Origin of the sequence: Herbiconiux gentiana (genome assembly GCF_024978135.1) — a bacterium.
Taxonomy (GTDB): Bacteria; Actinomycetota; Actinomycetes; order Actinomycetales; family Microbacteriaceae; genus Herbiconiux; species Herbiconiux gentiana.
In genome coordinates, this window is sequence record NZ_JANTEZ010000002.1 from 680,610 (window position 1) to 697,315 (window position 16,706).

The 16,706-nt window shown below is 72.5% G+C and carries 17 protein-coding genes; 8 read left to right on the forward strand and 9 right to left on the reverse strand.

Features of this window, described 5'->3' with window-relative positions; all coding sequences use genetic code 11:
- Window positions 1–46 precede the first annotated feature (46 nt).
- Together nadA and NVV95_RS06910 are read right to left on the reverse strand one after the other, a co-directional pair.
- Window positions 47–1,363: a quinolinate synthase NadA gene (gene nadA / locus NVV95_RS06905; RefSeq protein WP_269909035.1), complete on the reverse strand. Its 1,317-nt coding sequence runs from the start codon at window positions 1,361–1,363 to the stop codon at window positions 47–49.
- 44 nt (window positions 1,364–1,407) lie between these two features.
- On the reverse strand, window positions 1,408–2,130 hold the full coding sequence (locus tag NVV95_RS06910) for an NUDIX hydrolase (RefSeq protein ID WP_259485801.1): 723 nt from the start codon (window positions 2,128–2,130) through the stop codon (window positions 1,408–1,410).
- A gap of 244 nt (window positions 2,131–2,374) precedes the next feature.
- Between NVV95_RS06910 and NVV95_RS06915 the strand changes: the two genes are divergently transcribed.
- Both NVV95_RS06915 and NVV95_RS06920 read left to right on the forward strand, forming a co-directional pair.
- Window positions 2,375–3,583, forward strand: coding sequence for a Fic family protein (locus NVV95_RS06915; protein WP_259485802.1), 1,209 nt, complete (start codon window positions 2,375–2,377; stop codon window positions 3,581–3,583).
- Window positions 3,580–4,470 carry an aldo/keto reductase gene (locus NVV95_RS06920; protein WP_259485803.1) on the forward strand — a complete coding sequence of 297 codons (891 nt, stop codon included), beginning with the start codon at window positions 3,580–3,582 and terminating at the stop codon, window positions 4,468–4,470. The genes NVV95_RS06915 and NVV95_RS06920 overlap by 4 nt, the downstream gene beginning before the upstream one ends.
- 136 nt (window positions 4,471–4,606) lie before the next feature.
- Here the strand turns inward: NVV95_RS06920 and NVV95_RS06925 are convergent, their stop codons facing one another.
- The 3 genes from NVV95_RS06925 to NVV95_RS06935 form a co-directional block, all read right to left on the reverse strand.
- Window positions 4,607–4,912 (reverse strand): DUF3800 domain-containing protein, encoded by a 306-nt coding sequence (locus tag NVV95_RS06925; protein WP_259485804.1) that lies wholly within the window; start codon window positions 4,910–4,912, stop codon window positions 4,607–4,609.
- A gap of 69 nt (window positions 4,913–4,981) precedes the next feature.
- Window positions 4,982–5,275, reverse strand: coding sequence for a hypothetical protein (locus NVV95_RS06930; RefSeq protein ID WP_259485805.1), 294 nt, complete (start codon window positions 5,273–5,275; stop codon window positions 4,982–4,984).
- Window positions 5,276–5,324: 49 nt separating this feature from the next.
- Window positions 5,325–6,110 (reverse strand): hypothetical protein, encoded by a 786-nt coding sequence (locus NVV95_RS06935; RefSeq protein ID WP_259485806.1) that lies wholly within the window; start codon window positions 6,108–6,110, stop codon window positions 5,325–5,327.
- Between the two features lie 74 nt (window positions 6,111–6,184).
- On the opposite strand from NVV95_RS06935, the gene NVV95_RS06940 reads away from it, so the two are divergent.
- Together NVV95_RS06940 and NVV95_RS06945 are read left to right on the forward strand one after the other, a co-directional pair.
- Window positions 6,185–6,982 (forward strand): HAD-IIA family hydrolase, encoded by a 798-nt coding sequence (locus tag NVV95_RS06940; RefSeq protein WP_259485807.1) that lies wholly within the window; start codon window positions 6,185–6,187, stop codon window positions 6,980–6,982.
- Window positions 6,983–7,066: 84 nt separating this feature from the next.
- Window positions 7,067–7,672, forward strand: a complete 606-nt coding sequence (locus NVV95_RS06945; RefSeq protein WP_259485808.1) for a type 1 periplasmic-binding domain-containing protein — start codon at window positions 7,067–7,069, stop codon at window positions 7,670–7,672.
- An 18-nt stretch (window positions 7,673–7,690) separates the two neighbouring features.
- Here NVV95_RS06945 and NVV95_RS06950 read toward each other — a convergent pair whose 3' ends face one another.
- The 3 genes from NVV95_RS06950 to NVV95_RS06960 form a co-directional block, all read right to left on the reverse strand.
- Window positions 7,691–8,062 (reverse strand): hypothetical protein, encoded by a 372-nt coding sequence (locus tag NVV95_RS06950; RefSeq protein WP_259485809.1) that lies wholly within the window; start codon window positions 8,060–8,062, stop codon window positions 7,691–7,693.
- Window positions 8,063–8,157: 95 nt separating this feature from the next.
- Window positions 8,158–9,537 carry an NAD-dependent succinate-semialdehyde dehydrogenase gene (locus tag NVV95_RS06955; protein WP_259485810.1) on the reverse strand — a complete coding sequence of 460 codons (1,380 nt, stop codon included), beginning with the start codon at window positions 9,535–9,537 and terminating at the stop codon, window positions 8,158–8,160.
- Window positions 9,534–10,958: a flavin monoamine oxidase family protein gene (locus NVV95_RS06960; protein ID WP_269909036.1), complete on the reverse strand. Its 1,425-nt coding sequence runs from the start codon at window positions 10,956–10,958 to the stop codon at window positions 9,534–9,536. The genes NVV95_RS06955 and NVV95_RS06960 overlap by 4 nt, the downstream gene beginning before the upstream one ends.
- A gap of 62 nt (window positions 10,959–11,020) precedes the next feature.
- On the opposite strand from NVV95_RS06960, the gene NVV95_RS06965 reads away from it, so the two are divergent.
- Both NVV95_RS06965 and mgrA read left to right on the forward strand, forming a co-directional pair.
- A complete protein-coding gene (locus tag NVV95_RS06965) occupies window positions 11,021–12,652 on the forward strand; it encodes an amidohydrolase (protein WP_259485812.1) in 1,632 nt (543 codons plus the stop codon).
- Window positions 12,653–12,677: 25 nt separating this feature from the next.
- The gene (mgrA, locus tag NVV95_RS06970) at window positions 12,678–13,706 is read left to right on the forward strand and encodes an L-glyceraldehyde 3-phosphate reductase (protein WP_259485813.1); all 1,029 of its coding nucleotides are present in this window, start codon (window positions 12,678–12,680) and stop codon (window positions 13,704–13,706) included.
- Window positions 13,707–13,795: 89 nt separating this feature from the next.
- Here mgrA and NVV95_RS06975 read toward each other — a convergent pair whose 3' ends face one another.
- Complete coding sequence (locus tag NVV95_RS06975; protein WP_259485814.1) at window positions 13,796–15,115, reverse strand: MFS transporter; 1,320 nt, start codon at window positions 15,113–15,115, stop codon at window positions 13,796–13,798.
- A gap of 63 nt (window positions 15,116–15,178) precedes the next feature.
- Here NVV95_RS06975 and NVV95_RS06980 point away from each other — a divergent pair, with 63 nt between their 5' ends.
- A complete protein-coding gene (locus tag NVV95_RS06980; protein ID WP_259485815.1) occupies window positions 15,179–15,988 on the forward strand; it encodes a GntR family transcriptional regulator in 810 nt (269 codons plus the stop codon).
- Window positions 15,989–16,045: 57 nt separating this feature from the next.
- Window positions 16,046–16,534: a histidine kinase gene (locus NVV95_RS06985; RefSeq protein ID WP_259485816.1), complete on the forward strand. Its 489-nt coding sequence runs from the start codon at window positions 16,046–16,048 to the stop codon at window positions 16,532–16,534.
- Window positions 16,535–16,706: the final 172 nt, after the last annotated feature.

The window sequence follows — 16,706 nt, forward strand, 5'->3', positions numbered from 1 at the left end:
GCTTCGCCGCGAGCATCCGCTCGAGCGCCACCCGCGCGAGCCGTCGTCATGGCTTCGCCGCGAGCATCCGCTCGAGCGCCACCCGCGCCGGCTCGGCCACGGCGGCCGGCACCGAGATCTGGTTCAGCACCACCCCGTCGACCAGCGACTCGAGCACCCACGCGAGATACCCCGGGTGGATGCGGTACATCGTCGAGCACGGGCAGATCACGTCGTCGAGGCAGAAGATCGTGTGCTGCGGGTACTCGTTCGCCAGCCGCTGCACGAGGTTGATCTCGGTGCCGATGGCGAAGGTCGAGCCGGCGGGCGCGGCCGCGATGGCCTTGACGATGTAGTCGGTCGAGCCGGCACCGTCGGCCGCGTCGACCACGGGCATGGGGCACTCCGGATGCACGATCACCCGCACCCCGGGATGCGACGCCCGGGCGCGGTCGATCTGCGCCACCGTGAAGCGCTTGTGCACCGAGCAGAATCCGTTCCAGAGGATGACCTGCGCCTCGACGAGCGAGTCCTCCGACTGCCCGCCGAGGGGCTTCCGCGGGTTCCAGATCGGCATCCGCTCGACGGGCACGCCCATCGCCTTCGCCGTGTTGCGACCCAAGTGCTGGTCGGGGAAGAAGAGCACGCGCTGCCCGCGCTCGAACGCCCACTCGAGCACCGTCGCCGCGTTCGACGAGGTGCAGACGATACCGCCGTTGCGGCCGCAGAAGCCCTTGAGGTCGGCGGCCGAGTTCATGTAGGTGACCGGGATGATCGGCACGCGGCCGTCGGCGTCGGGTTCGGTGCCGTAGAGCTCGGTCAGCTCCGCCCAGGCCTCTTCGACCGAGTCGATGTCGGCCATGTCGGCCATCGAGCAGCCGGCGGCGAGGTTCGGCAGGATGACCGCCTGCTCCGGCCGCGCGAGGATGTCGGCGGTCTCGGCCATGAAGTGCACGCCGCAGAAGACGATGGCGCGAGCATCCGGCCTGGTCTTCGCGGCGTTCGCCAGCTGGTATGAGTCGCCCACGAAATCGGCGTACTGCACCACCTCGTCGCGCTGGTAGAAGTGGCCGAGCACGACGACGTCGGCGCCGAGGGTCTCTTTGGCACGACGGATGCGCGTGTCGAGCTCGCTCTTCGCGGCCGTCGTGTACTCCTCCGGGAGCCGGCCCTGCCGGGGCGCCTCCGCGGGGAGCGGGTCGGCCATCGAGGCGCCGGGGCCGTAGGAGGGGGGCCGGAGGTCGAAGACCCAGGGGCCCTCGGCGAGCTCGGGGGCGCAGGTGCTGGCGGCGGCGCCCGGCGCGGAGGGGGTGCCGGCGGTGATCAGCTGGACCTCGTCGTCGACGGAGAGGGTTCGGGTGATCGCGGGCGCTGCGGTGGTCACGGGCGCGGCTTTCGTCGTGGGTGCTGCCGAGGGCGCGGCGGTGTTCATGGGCGCGGCTTTCTGGGGAGGCGGTCGAGCGGCCCGCGATCGACGGGCGGCACCTGGGTGTTGTAGCGGTAGAGGCGCGGGGGGCGGTAACTCGTGCCGAGCACCCGCTTGCCGGTGGGCACGACCGAGTTCGACGATTCGATCTGCCGGCGGAAGTTCGCCGGGTCGAGCGAGCGCCCGAGCACCGCCTCGTGCACCTCGCGCAGTTCGGCGAGGGTGAAGGTGTCGCCGAGGAAGGCGTGCGCGATGCGGCTGTACTCCACCTTGTTGCGCAGGCGCCAGAGGGCGTACTCGATGATCACGTCGTGGTCGAAGGCGAGGTCGGGCAGGTCGTCGACCGAGAACCAGCTGACGTTCTCGGGGTTGGCGCCGACGCTCGAGGCCACCTCGTCGGAGCTCACCAGCGCCCAGTAGACGATGGAGACGACGCGGTCCTTCGCGCCCTCGGGCGAGCGGTCGAGGGTGCCGAAGGCGTAGAGCTGCTCGAGGTAGCCGGGTTCGAGGGCGGTGGTGTCGCCGAGGGTGCGGGCGGCGGCGTCCTCGAGATCCTCGTCGATCGTCAGGGGACCGCCGGGCAGCGCCCAGTCGCCCTCGTAGGGCGGACGGATGCGCCGCACCAGCGGCAGCCAGAGCCCGGGTGCCGCGTCGGGCTGGTCGGGCCGCAGCGCGAAGATCACCGTCGACACGGCCAGCGCGATGCCCTCCGGATGCCCGCCCACGACGCCTCCCGCTCCGCGACCACCACCGGCCGCCTCCCGCGGCCACCACCGGCCGCCCTCGCGACCACCACCGGCCGCCCTCGCGGCCGCCTCCGACCGCCCTAAAGGTAGCTCTGACTATAACCCTTAAGGTTCCCCCAACCCAAACCCTGCCGCACTGCTAACCTGCAATAACGCCCCCGTTATTGCAGGTTAAGCCTGCTAAGCTCATCTACCGACGCCACTATCTCGGCTTGGAGGGATCATGGACTGGCCTCCGCACCGCCGCCGCACCGTCCCGTGGGCCCAGCGTCGTTGCGCCGGCACCCGCGCCGACCGCATGCTCTCCGAGGTGACGGTGGCGATTCCCCCGTCGATCGCGACGCTCGAGATCCCAGGCGGAGCGACCACCCTCGAGATCGAGGCGCTCGACGCGATCGCCCGCCTCGATCAGGCATCAGACGGGCAGACCGTCGGCGCTCTCGGCATGATGCTCATAAGGCTCGAGTCGGTCGCCTCGTCGAAGATCGAGCACCTCGAGGCCGGTGTCGGGGACTACGCCCGGGCCATGGCGGGAAGCCGGGCGAACGAGTCGGCGACGGCGATGGTCGCGGCGTCGGCGGCCATCCACGACCTCGTCTCTTCGGTCGAGCCGGGAGGTCGCTTCACGGTCGATCGCATCCTCACCGCGCACCGGGCGCTCATGATCGACGATCCGGGCGAGCGCAGCTACGCCGGACGGTTCCGCGACGTGCAGAACTGGATCGGGGGCAGCGATCACTCCCCCCGCGACGCACTCTTCGTCCCTCCCCCGCCCGAGCTCGTCGCCCCCTTGATGGACGATCTCCTCGCCTTCGCGCACCGAGACGACCTGCCGCCCCTGCTGCAGGCCGCCGTCGTGCACGCCCAGTTCGAGTCGATCCACCCGTTCACCGACGGCAACGGACGCATCGGGCGCGCCCTGATCCAGGCGGTGCTGCGCCGTCGGGGCAACGCCCGCACGGTCGTCGTGCCGATCGCCTCGGCCCTGGCGGCCAATCGCGACCGCTACTACGGCCTGCTCACCTCCTACCGCGACGGCGACGTCCGGCCGATCGCCGACGGCATCGCCACCGCCGCCCGCATCGCGGCCGACGCCTGCCTTCCGCTGCCCCAGCGGCTGAACGACCTCTCGCGGGAGTGGCGCGCGACCACGGGGTTCCGGCGGGGCTCGGCCGCCGACGCCCTCCTCGACCTGCTGCCCGCCCGCCCCGTCGTGACGGCGGGAACCGTGGAAGAGGAGCTCGGCGTGAGCTACTCCGCGGCGAACAACGCCGTGCTCGCGCTGGTCGAGTCGGGCATCCTCTCGCCTTTGAACGACCGCAAGCGCGACCGGGCCTTCGTGGCCTCGGAGGTGATGGCCGAGCTGACCGCGCTGGAGCGGCTGATGGGGGCGCGCGCGGCGGGGGCGGGCGGCGTAGCGTCGAGGGCATGAGCATTCCGAGCTTCACCCTGAACAACGGCGTCGAGATCCCCGCGATCGGGCTCGGCGTCTACCAGAGCGCCCCCGACGAGACCGCGGCGGCCGTGCAGACCGCGCTGCGCACCGGATACCGGCACATCGACACCGCTGCGGCGTACCGCAACGAGCGGGAGGTCGGCCAGGGCATCCGCGATTCCGGGATCGACCGCGACGAGATCTTCGTCGAGACCAAGGTCTGGGTGAGCGACTTCGGCTACGACGAGACCCTGCACGCCTTCGAGAAGGCGACCGGCAAGCTCGGCTTCGACACGCTCGACCTGCTCATCCTGCACCAGCCCGCGCCGGGCCGGTTCGAGCGCACGGTCGCCGCCTACCGGGCCCTCGAGACGCTGCTCGGCGAGGGCCGCGTGCGCTCGATCGGCGTCAGCAACTTCACCCCCGCGCACCTCGAGCGGCTGCTCGCCGAGAGCTCGGTGGTGCCCGCGGTGAACCAGGTCGAGCTGCACCCCTACTTCGCCCAGCCCGAATTGCAGGCGACGGATGCGCGGCTGGGCATCCTCACCCAGGCCTGGTCCCCGATCGGTGGCATCACCTTCTACCCCGGCTGGGGCGAGCATCGCGTGAGTGTGATGGACGACGAGGCGATCGCCGCGATCGCCGCCGCGCACGGCAAGAGCCCGGCGCAGGTGATGCTGCGCTGGCATCTGCAGGAGGGCCGCTCGGCCATCCCGAAGTCGACGAACCCCCTGCGCATCGCCGAGAACTTCGACGTCTTCGACTTCGAGCTCACCCCCGACGAGCTCGCCCGCATCGACGCGCTCGACACGGGCCGCCGCAGCGGCCCCGACCCCGACGTCGAGCGCCCGGAGATCTTCGACCGCCCCATCGCCGAGGCCTGACCGGCCCGCTTCGCCCCGCCCGGCCCAGCCCGGCCCGCCGGGCCCGGCCCGCGCTTGAGGCGAAGATGAGGCTCTGTTAGAATCCTCTCGCAGACCCCCCCGCTCATGCGGACAAGGGGGTCTAGCTGTTTAAGCCTCAGATCGGCACCGGGCCGCGCCGCGGGTCGCGCTCGGCAAGATGCTGCGAGTACCAGTGCCACGCGAATTCGTTCCGCGGATGCCGGTCGATGCTCGCCAGTGCGGTCCAGGCGACCAGATCCGCCATCTGGACGAGCTGCGAATCGCGAGAGTCGAGGTGCACCGCGTCCTCGATGACGTGCCGGTCGGCGAGCGTCAGTCCGCGGTGGGTCATCCGATAGCTCGTGTCACTGCCATCGCCGTCCATGAAGACGAGTGCGAGCGATCCGCTGCCTCTGAGTTCGGCTTCGAACCGAGCGATCAATGCTGCGTAGGTCTCCTGCCTGGTGCGGGCGATCTCAGCCGAGCCGCCGGCGCGCCAGACCGCCGAGCGTCAGGGGGTCGGGAGGTTCCAGGTCTCCGCGAACTGGGCGGGGGTGGTCGTCTCGAGCTGGAGGAGGAGGCGGTCGTGGAGGTCGGCCAGTTCGTTGAGGTCGACCGCGGAGACGCGGCGGAGTTCGACGCCCGCGCTGCGGATGCTCAACTCCGAGACGGCCGGGGCCATGCCGCTGCCCTCGAGGAGCCCGGCGACGATCGTGCCGCCCCAGCGCGCCGCCCGCTGCAGCGGTCCGCCCAGCCTGTCGACCAGCACGACGTCGTACACCTCGGCAGCCACGGGCTCGTCCATCGCCCCAGCCTGCCAGACGGCGGCATCGCGGTGGGGCACGGTCAGGGGTTCAGGAGGTTCCGTCGGAGCAGACGCCATAAGGAGGGCAGTGGAGGTTGAGGTTCGGCGGGTCGAGGATCCACGCCGGGGGCGACGGAGGTGCGAGTGGCGCCGAGGGGTCGAGCGAGCCGGTGTAGTCGGACGAGCCGCCCGAGGAGGACGAACCGGCGGCGGCCTCGGCCGCCAGGCGGGCCTGCTCCTCGAGGTAGGCGGCCTGGGAGGCCTGCGCGGCGCGGGTGTGCTGCACGAGTTCGAGGAGGAGGCGCGGGGTGTCGTCGGTGGGCGGGGCCGACTGCTGCGCCTGGATGGCGAGGAAGAGGGCGTCGCGGAGGGGCTGCTCGGCCTGGGCGGCGTCGACGTCGACCACCTGGGTCGCGGTGGCGACGACGCCGTCGCGCACGACGCCGACCGCCGCGAGCAGCTCGGCCGTGTGGGTCGCGAGCAGCGCCTCGTCGACGGGGGGCGTGGCCTGCGAGGCCGCGGGCCCGCCCGCCATCGACAGCTGCACGACCTGGATGTCGGCGTCGAGGCGGTCGGCGGCCGCCAGGAGGGCGGTGCGCGCGTCGCCGGGGGCGAAGCCCTCCGTGCCCGCCACGAGATCACGGGCGGCCTGCACCAGCAGCGGCGCCACCGGGTCGAGCGGCACGACCTGCTCGATCGGGCGGGGCGACGACGAGACCGCCGGAGCGGAGGGGGAGGGCGCAGCGGCGGGAGTGCCGCCCGCGCATCCGGAGACCCCACCGAGGACGGCGATCGACAGCACGAGGCCCGCGAGCGCGGGAGGGATACGGGTCACAGCTCATGCTAGGCCCGTGGGCCACGCCCAGGCGCGAGCGCTAGCCTGGGCGTGACGACGAAGGAAGGACGAGCATGCCCCGCCGCGACGAGATCGAATGCTGGCTCACCGACATGGACGGCGTGCTCGTGCACGAGAACCATCCCATCCCGGGCGCCGCCGAGCTGCTGCAGCAGTGGCGCGACCAGGGCAAGCCCTACCTGGTGCTCACGAACAACTCCATCTTCACGCCCCGCGACCTCAGCGCCCGCCTGCGCGCGAGCGGCCTCGAGGTGCCCGAGGAGTTCATCTGGACGAGCGCGCTCGCCACCGCCACCTTCCTCGCCGACCAGATGCCGGGCGGCAGCGCCTTCGTCATCGGTGAGGCCGGCATCACGACGGCCCTGCACGAGGCCGGCTTCATCATGACCGAGACCGCGCCCGACTACGTCGTCGTGGGCGAGACGCGCAACTACTCGTTCGAGGCCATCACGAAGGCGATCCGCCTGATCGGCAACGGCTCGCGCTTCATCGTCACCAACCCCGACGCCACCGGCCCGAGCACCGAGGGGCCACTGCCCGCGACCGGCGCCATCGCCGCCCTCATCACCAAGGCCACCGGCAAGGAGCCCTACATCGTGGGCAAGCCGAACCCGATGATGTTCCGCTCGGCCATGAACCGCATCGGCGCGCACTCGGAGAACACCGGCATGATCGGCGACCGCATGGACACCGACGTCGTCGCCGGCATCGAGGCGGGCCTGCACACCATCCTCGTGATGACGGGCATCAGCGACGAGAGCGAGATCGCCAAATACCCGTTCCGCCCCGACGAGGTGCTCGAGTCGGTCGCCGACCTGCTCGTCACCGAGCCCTTCGAGACCGAGCTCTAGGCGGTGGCGGCCCGACTCGCCCCCGCCCGGCGCGCCCCGACCCGGCGCGCCCCCTTTCGATTCGCCCCGGTCGCGGGTGCCACTTTGCTGGCAGGCCTGCTGCTGGCGTCGATGAGCGGATGCTCGCCCGGCGCTGGCGACGTGCTCTACACCAAGACCCCCAGCGCTTCGGCGGCGCCCAGCGCCCCGGCGGCCACCACGCCGCCCGAGCCGGCGCCGACGGTGGCCGCTCCCGAGGCTCCGGTGCTGCCGTCCGGGCTGGCGCTCGTCGTGGTGCTGCCCGGAGACGGGAGCGCCGGCGTCGAGCAGGCCGACGCCGTGCGCCAGGCGGTGACCGAGCTCGCGACCGCCAACGCAGCATCCGTCACCCTGCTCGACGTGGGGGCGACGTCGAACGCGGGCACCATCTACGAGCGCGCGCTCGACTCCGACCCCGACGTCGTGGTGACGGTGGGGCCGACCGGGCTCGACGCGCTGCAGCAGGTGGCGGCAGCGGCACCCGAGCGGCAGTTCCTCGTGGTCGGCGCGCAGCCGCTGGCGCCGGCGCCGAACATCACGGCGGTCGTCTGGCCGGGCTCCGACGCCCAGCCGGTCGCCGCCGACCTCGCCGCCCGGGTCGCGCAGGCCGTCACCGCGGGGGCCTCCGAGATCGCGGCCGAGCGTCGCGGCCTCGTGATCGCCCTGCCGTAGGCCCTCGAGAACGGGGCCCTACCCGCGATCCGCCCCCGGGAACCGCGCCGGGTCGGGGTACAGACCGTCGAGGTCGAGAGCGACGGCCTGCTCACCGTCGACCGGCACGGGCACCGCCATCACGATGCGCCCGCGCCCGTCGAGATCGTCGACCTGCGCCCGCAGCCGCTGCACGAGCTCGTCGTCGACGATCTCGTCGTACGGGCTCTCCTCGGTGTCGGACACCATCTGGCTCGCCGGACCGAGGAGCAGCGTCGAATGCCCCTGCGCACCGTCGTCGAGCCGGGTCGGGATCTCGATGGTCTGCGCCGACTGTGCCCGGGCCAGAGCCCGGGCGAGATCAAGCAGCGCCTCGGCGATCTCGGTGCCCGTCAAGACGGAATCGCCCACGTAGTGAATTCTGTCCATACCCAACCATGCGCCCCGAAACCCGATCCCGCAGGGTCTGTCCTACGGGAGTCGAGTGTGCAAGGCGGCGTCGGGCCCTACGCGATGCGGATGAGCTTCTTGTTGACGAACTCCTCCACGGCGAACCGGCCCATCTCGCGGCCCGAGCCCGAGCGCTTGACGCCGCCGAACGGCAGCTCCGCCGCGTCGCCGAGCACGAGGTTCACCCACACCATCCCGGCGTCGATGCGGTCGGCCACCCGCAGCGCCTGCTCCTCGTCGGTGGTGTAGACGTATGAGCCGAGGCCGAACGGGGTGTCGTTCGCCAGAGCGATCGCCTCGTCCTCCGACGAGACCCGGTAGAGCGCGGCGACCGGGCCGAAGAACTCCTCGCGGTACGCGTCCATCGACGGGGTCACGTCGGCGAGCACGGCGGGCGGGAAGTAGTTGCCGCTGCGCTCGCCCTTCGCCAGCACGGTGGCGCCCTGCGAGATGGCGCGGCCGAGCTGCTCCTCGAGGCGGTCGGCGGCGGCGGTCGAGGAGAGCGGGCCGAGCAGCGTGCCCTCGGCGAAGGGATCGGCGGGCTGCGCATCCGTGAACACCGAGGTGAACTTCTCGGCGAACTCCTCGTAGAGGTCGTCGATGACGATGAAGCGCTTCGCCGCGTTGCAGGACTGGCCGTTGTTGTCGAGGCGGGCGTTCACCGCGTCCTGCACGGCGGCATCGAGGTCGGCGGTCGAGAGCAGGATGAACGGGTCGGAGCCGCCGAGCTCGAGCACGACCTTCTTCAGGTTCTGCCCGGCCAGCTGCGCCACCGCGGCGCCCGCCCGCTCGGAGCCGGTGACCGAGACGCCCTGCACGCGCGGGTCGGCGATCACGGTCGCGATCTGCTCGTTCGTGGCGTAGATGTTCACGTACACCGAGGGGTGCGCGCCCAGCTCGGCGAGCGCCTCGTCGAAGATCTGGGCGATGGCGGCGGCCGACTCGGGGCACTGCGGGGCGTGCTTCAGCAGGATGGTGTTGCCCGCCACGATGTTCGGGCCGGCGAAGCGGGCCACTTGATAGTACGGGAAGTTCCACGGCATGATGCCGAGCAGCACCCCGAGGCCGGCGCGGCGGATGAAGGCCTGCCCCGTGCCGTCGCTCAGCTCGATCTTCTCGTCGGCGAGGAACTCCTCGGCGTGGTCGGCGTAGTACTGGTAGATCGCGCTCGCGAACTCCACCTCGCCCACGGCCTGGTCGAGCGGCTTGCCCATCTCGCGCACCACGATCTCGGCGAGCGCCGCCTTGCGCTCCTCGTGCAGCGCGGCGACCCGGGCGATCACGGCGGCCCGGTCGGCGACGGATGCGCGGCGCGACCAGTCCTCGAAGGCCGACGACGCGGCGCTGATAGCGTCCTCGAGCGCGGCATCGGTGATGGTCGGGTACTCGCTCAGGGTCTCCCCGGTGGCCGGGTTGACGACGGCGTACTGGCTCATGCTGATGCTCCTTCGGTGGGGACGGATGCTTCTTCGATGATCTCGCGCGCGAGCCGACGGCCCACCCGGATGGCGCCGTCGACGTGCTGGTACCCCTCGGCCGCGAGGTCGCTCGACCCGAACCGGATCGGGCCCACGGGCTCGAGCTGCAACGCCCCGTAGCGCGTCAGCCCACCGAGGTCGAAGCTCGCGGCGTAGGCGCCCTGGGTCCACTCCTCGGCGGCCCAGTCGCTCTCGTAGTAGACGACCGGCTCGAGGGCCTGCGGCCCGTAGTACGCGGCGAGCGACTCGAGGACGGCGCGGCGGCGGTCGACGGCCGAGAGGTGGAACAGCGCATCCGCCTTCTGGTCGCTGACGAAGCCCACCAGGGTGCCCCGCGTCTCGCCGTGGTTGGAGTTGTCGTAGGCCTCGTGCACCAGCTGGTAGGGGCTGAAGGCGGTGCCCGAGAGCCCGGCCTCGCGCCAGAACGGCGTCTCGTAGCTGGCGTGCACCTTGATCACGAGCCCGAGCGACTGGTGCTGCTGCAGCTGCTGGCGCAGGCGCGGCAGCGGGGGCACGTAGTCGATGCGGTCGTAGAGGTTCGGGGGCACGGCGACGATCACGTGGCGCGCGGCGACGGTGAGCGCATCCGTCGACACGGTGACACCGCCCTCGCCCCACTCGATGGTGCGCACCGGATGCCCGAGCCGCACGTCGTCGCCGAGGCCCTCGGCGAGGCGCAACGGCACCTGCTGCAGGCCGCCGACGACCCGCTTGTCGAGGATGAAGTCGGCGTCGACCAGGTGGCTGAAGCTGCCCGCGGAGGCCGCCATGAGCAGCGCCTGCAGCAGGGAGAAGGAGTGCGCCGGCTTCGTGAGCATGGCGTCGGCGATGAACAGGGCGATGTTCTCGATCGCTTCGGCGTCGTCGCTCTGGGCCTCGAGCCACGCGCGGAACGAGATGCGGTCGAACTCGGCGGCGCGCGGGTGCTCCCACGGGGCGGCCGGGTCGGTCTGGGCGACGAGCTCGTCGAGGGTCTCGATCAGGCGCTCGAGCTCGGCCTGCGTGGAGTCGGAGGCGGGGGAGATGTCGCCCGTGAACCGCGCGGCCACGCCGCCGGGGCCGATGTAGACGCTCTCGCCCTCGCGGTAGCGCTCGTAGGTGTCGAGGCCGAGGGTCTGGAGCGTGTCGATCAGGGCGGTCTGGTCGGGCGAGACCCACTGGCCGCCGATCTCGTACATCTGCCCGTCGATCTCGTCGGTGTGCAGGCGGCCACCCACGCGGTCGCGGGCCTCGAGCACGATGACGTCGAAGCCGGCCTCCTTCAGCTCGGTGGCGGCCGTGAGCCCGGTGGCGCCGGCCCCCACGACGACGACGTCTCGGTTCAGGTGGGGCATCACGACTCTTTCCGCAGTGTTTGTGGTGTCAGAATGACGATTCAGTAACCATGGTGTCACTAGACGATGGAAAACGATAGTCGGCGGGGCGGAAGGCGGAGTGGATCATGGGCGCTGAGGTGCTGTTCGAGAACGGGTCGGTCTTCACGGCGGGGATGGAGCGCAGCCGGGCGGGCTCGGTGCTCGTGCGCGACGGGGTGATCGTGGCCGTCGGCGACGCGTCCGAGGTGGGGGCGCGGGCGGATGCGGGCGCCGCGCGCGTCGACGTGGGCGGGGGGCTCGTGGTGCCCGGGTTCCAGGATGCGCACGTGCATCCTGTGCCCGCGGGGGTCGAGATGCTGCAGTGCGACCTGTCCGAGGCCGGCTCGGCGGCCGAGGCCCTGCGCCTGGTGGGCGACTACGCGGCCGCGCACGACGACGAGTGGATCGTGGGCGGCGGCTGGACGATGGACCACTTCGCGGGCGGCGCCCCGACCCGGGAGGCGCTCGACGCGGTGACGGGCGGGCGCCCCGCCGTGCTGCTCAGTCGCGACCACCACAGCGCGTGGGTGAACACGGCGGCCCTCGCCCTGGCCGGTGTCACCGCCTCGACCCCCGACCCCGCCGACGGCCGGCTCGAGCGCGACGCCTCGGGCGCCCCGTCGGGCACCCTGCACGAGGGTGCGGTCGGCCTGCTCGACCGGGTGCGGCCGGTTCCGGATGCTGCGCTCGCCCGGGCCGGGCTGCTCACCGCCCAGGAGCATCTGCTGTCGCTCGGCATCACGGGCTGGCAGGACGCCCTCGTCGGCGAGGGGATGGGGTTCATCGACGCCTTCCCGGTCTACCGGGCGGCGCTCGAGTCGGGCGAGCTGCGCGCCCGCGTCACCGCCGCGCTCTGGTGGGAGCGATCCGAGGATGAGTCGCAGATCGAGCGCTTGGCCGCCCGGCGCGACGAGGCGGCGGCGCTCGGGCAGCCGGCGCTCTTCGTCGCCGACACCGTGAAGATGATGCTCGACGGCATCGTCGAGAACCAGACGGCGTCGATCCACGGGCACTACGGGGTGCATCCGCCGTCGTCGGGCATCGACTTCATCGACCCCGCGGCGCTCGGCGGGTACGTCGCCGCGCTCGACGCCCGCGGTCTGTCGGTGCACTTCCACGCGCTCGGCGACCGGGCGGTGACACAGGCGCTGGATGCGCTGCAGGGGCTGGACCGGGCGGGTGCGGGTCGCGCATCCGCTCGCCGACACCAGCTGGCGCATCTGCAGCTGGTCGACCCGGCCGACTTCGCGCGGTTCGCCGAGCTCGGGGCGATCGCGAACCTGCAGGCGTTCTGGGCGCGCACCGACGAGCAGCTGCGCGACCTGAATCTGCCGATCCTGCCGCCGGGCGCGGTGTCGCGCACCTATCCCTTCGGGCGGCTGGCGCGGGCGGGAGCGCCGCTCGCTTTCGGCAGCGACTGGCCGGTGTCGACGGCCGACCCGCTCGCGGCCATCCATGTCGCCGTGAACCGCACCGGATTCGACGCCGCCCCCGAACCGCTCGGCGGAACCGTCGACCTGCTCGACCTCGCCACCGCCCTCACGGGCTACACGGCCGGCAGCGCGTTCGCGAACGGGCGCGGCGACACGACCGGACAGCTGCGGCCGGGTTTCCTCGCCGACCTCGCGATCGTCGACCAGGACCTCTTCTCGCTGCCGTCGGACGCACTGGCGTCGGCGCGGGTCACCGCCACCTACGTGGGAGGGGTGCCCGTCTGAGAGAGGACCGGGGCAGGATGGGGGGATGAGCTACGTCGCCGACCCTGACCGCTACGAGTCGTTCCCCTACCGCCGCGTGGGGCGCAGCGGGCTGCAGCTGCCCGCGGTGTCGCTGGGGCTCTGGCAGAACTTCGGCGACGACAAGCCGATCGAGACACAGCGGGCGATCCTGCGGCGGGCGTTCGACACCGGCGTGACGCATTTCGACCTCGCGAACAACTACGGGCCGCCCTACGGCAGCGCCGAGACGAACTTCGGCCGCATCTTCGCCGAGGACTTCGCGGCGCACCGCGACGAGATCGTGCTGTCGACGAAGGCCGGCTACGACATGTGGCCGGGGCCGTACGGCAACTGGGGGTCGCGCAAGTACCTGCTGTCCTCGCTCGACCAGTCGCTCACGCGGATGGGCGTGGACTACGTCGACGTCTTCTACTCCCACCGGGCCGACCCCGAGACGCCGCTCGAGGAGACGATGGGCGCGCTGCACACGGCGGTGCAGTCGGGGCGCGCGCTGTACGCGGGCATCTCGAGCTACTCACCGGAGCGCACGCGGGAGGCGGCGCGCATCCTTCGCGATCTGGGCACGCCGTTGCTGATCCACCAGCCCTCGTACTCGATGTTCAACCGCTGGATCGAGGACGGACTGCTCGACACCCTCGACGAGCTCGGGGTGGGCTGCATCGCGTTCTCGCCGCTCGCGCAGGGGCTGCTGACCGACCGCTACCTGAACGGGGTGCCCGACGACTCGCGCGCGGCCCGCGAGGGCTCGATGTCGACACGGATGCTCAGCGACGAGACGCTCTCGCGCGTGCGCGGCTTGAACGAGATCGCGTCGGGGCGCGGGCAGACGCTGGCGCAGCTGGCGCTGTCGTGGGCGCTGCGGGATCCGCGGGTGACCAGTGTGCTGATCGGGGCGTCGTCGGTGGGGCAGCTCGACGACAACCTCGCGGCGGTGCAGAACCTCGAGTTCTCGCCGGAGGAGCTGGCGCGGATCGACGAGCTCGCGGGGGAGCGCGACATCAACCTCTGGGCGCCGTCCTCGAGCGTCTCCTGAGCGCAGCGGGCTCGCGGGCCCGCTCGCCCGGGTCGCGCAATAACGCCTTCGCGCCCGCGTTCGGCGGCTTTTGTGCGACCCGGATCGGGTTACGCGTTCGCGTCGCGGCGGGGCACGAGGGGGAGCGCCGCGAGGGGCGCGAGGGCGATGAGCGCGAACGCGACCGGGTAGCCGACGAGTGCGATCAGCGCGGCCACGCCGGGGCCGACCGCGGAGGCCGCGAGGAACTGCCCCGTGTTCTGCACACCGAGCGCGCGGCCGGCCCAGGCGGATCCGGCGGCCTCGGCGACCGAGGTGAAGGCGAGGCCGTTGTCGGCCACACTGACCGTGGTGGCCAGCACGAAGACGATGGCCGCCGCGATGGTGAGGTGAAGGCCGCCGAGCAGCGCCATCGCGGCGAGCAGCACGATACCCGCCACGCAGACCGCGCGGAGCACGCGCACCCGGCTGCCGACCCGGTCGCTCAGCGCGCCGATCGCGATGCGCCCGCCGGCCCCCACGAACTGCGACACCGACACCACGACACCGGCGAGCAGCGGCTCCACCCCGAGCCCCGCCACCAGCCACACCAGCCCGAACGTCGACAGGGTGAACTGCGGCAGCACCAGCAGCACCGACACCGCGTGGATGCGCACCAGGAACCGGTCCCGCCGGTACGGGTTCGCGGCCCGGCCGCCCGCGGTCGCGGCGGCTCGTGCGGCGGGTGCGGGTGCGGGTGCGGGTGTCGCGCTTCCGACGGTCGACGCGACTGCGGGCGCGGGCGACGCCGGCGAGGTCGCGGGGGCCGGGCGGGGCGGGTTGCGGATGCCCAGGGCGCACCCCACCGCCAGGAGCCCCGTCGCGACCGCCGCGAGCGCGAGCGGCGCGGCGAAGCCCGCGGTCGCGGCGAGCGGAGGCACCACGAGCGCGGCCACGGCGGTGCCGAGCGGCTGCGCCATCTGGCGGATGCCCATCGCGAGCCCACGCCGCTCCCGCGGGAACCACCCCACCACGACCCGCCCGCTCGCCGAGTTGGTGCTCGCCGACGCAGCCCCGCCCAGCACCAGGAACAGCACGAGGAGCCCCGGCGCCGCCAGCGCTCCCGGCACCGACGCGGCCAACGCGGCGAGCCCCGCCGCCACCGCCGTGAGCGCGAGCCCGCCCGCGATCACCCCACGCTCCCCCACCCGGTCGGCGAGCGCACCCCAGGCCACCAGCGTCAGCACCATGCCGATCGTCGGGGCGGCGGCCAGCCAGCCGGCGGTGGTGAGCGGAACGCCCTGCTCGACGTGCAGGTACGGGATGAGGAACGCCGGAGCACTGACGAGGAACGAGCCCGCCGATTGCCCGGCGAGGCCGAGCCCGAGCATCCGCCACGCGCCGGCGGGCACGACGGCCCGGTTGCTGCGGACGGACTGGGGCGCGGTCATGGACGTCTCCGATCGAATGGGGTACCGTGATGGTATACCAATCGACGGACGACGGGAGCGACGGTGCCGGATGGGGAGCGGAGTCCGTACGCGGCGCTGCGGGCGGGCATCCTGAATCTCGATCAGGTGCCCGGGGAGCGGCTGAGCGAGCGGGGCCTGGAGGGGCTGCTCGGGGCGTCGCGCACGCCGATCCGGGCGGCGCTGATGCGGCTGGAGGCCGAGGGGCTCGTGCGGCGTGAGGGTCGCGGCTGGCAGGTGACGCCGATCGACCTCACGGAGGTGCGGGCGGTCGCGGAGTTCCGGGAGGCGGTCGAGGGGGCCGTGGCGCTGCTCGCGGCCACCCGCGCCACCGACGACGAGCTCGCCGCCCTGGCCGAACTCGCCCGCGCCGGCGACGCCGCCGCCGTGGCGACCACTGGCAACGCAGGCCTGATCGCGACCGCCGCCGACGCAGGCGCGCGCGCACACCTGGACCCTGACGCCGAGCCGACCTCCGGCGTCGAAGCCGCGCGAACGATCGGCGTCGAGGGCGACGGCGACGAGGAGGCGGGCGTCCGGGCCGGCGACGCGTTCCACCTCGCGCTCGCCGGGCTCAGCGGCAACCCGTTCCTCGTGCAGTCGATGCGCGACGTGCTCACCCGCCTCAGCCGCACCCGCTGGCTCGACGTGCGCACGCCCGAGTCGCGCGCCTCCGCCCGCCGCGAGCACCTCGCCATCGTCGAAGCACTGGCCGCCCGCGACGGCGAACGGGCCCGCGACCTGGTGGTGGCGCACGGCCGGGGCACCCGCGACCGCATCCTCACCCACCTCACCGACGAGCGACGACGGATGCGCGGCCGCGGCATCGCGATCGTGGAGTCGACGCCGGCCTGACGGTAATGACACCATTCTGGTGTTGACGTGACACCATCGTGGTGTCATAGTGGTGACATGGACATCGGACAGTACGTCACCGAACTGCAGCGCCAGCTCACCGACACCGCCGAGAACGGCACGCACGAGACCCGTGCCGTCGCGGAGCGGATCGCGGCCGGGCTCGACGCCGCCACCCGGATCGTGCTGCTCGACGCCCTGTCGGCCGCCGCCGGCGAGATCACGCGCGACCTCGCCCCCGGATCGGTCGACCTCCGCCTCCGCGGCCGCGAGGTCGAGTTCGTGGTCACGGCGCCGGGCGCCGAGTCCGAGCCCGACGAGCAGCCGGGTGCGAGCGTCGATCTGAACGACGCGAGCACCTCCCGCACCACCCTCCGTCTGCCCGACGCCCTGAAGGCCCAGGTCGACGACGCCGCGGCAGCCGACGGGCTGTCCGTGAACACCTGGCTCGTCCGGGCGGTGGCGTCGGCCCTCCAGCCGAAGCAGCGCCGCTCGGCGCAGCGCAGCCTCCGCACCGGCGACAACTTCGCCGGCTGGGCCCGATAGGGCCTGCCCCGCACACCGGTCCGGCACCACCGCCACCACCGGTCCGATACCGCCGGCACCAGCGGCACCACCAGCACCACAGGCACTACCGGCACCAGGTCCCAGGTACCGCCAACACCACCAGCGCCTCCGCCCGAACCCGCCCCCACCGGGTCGATCGGTCGCGCCCTCC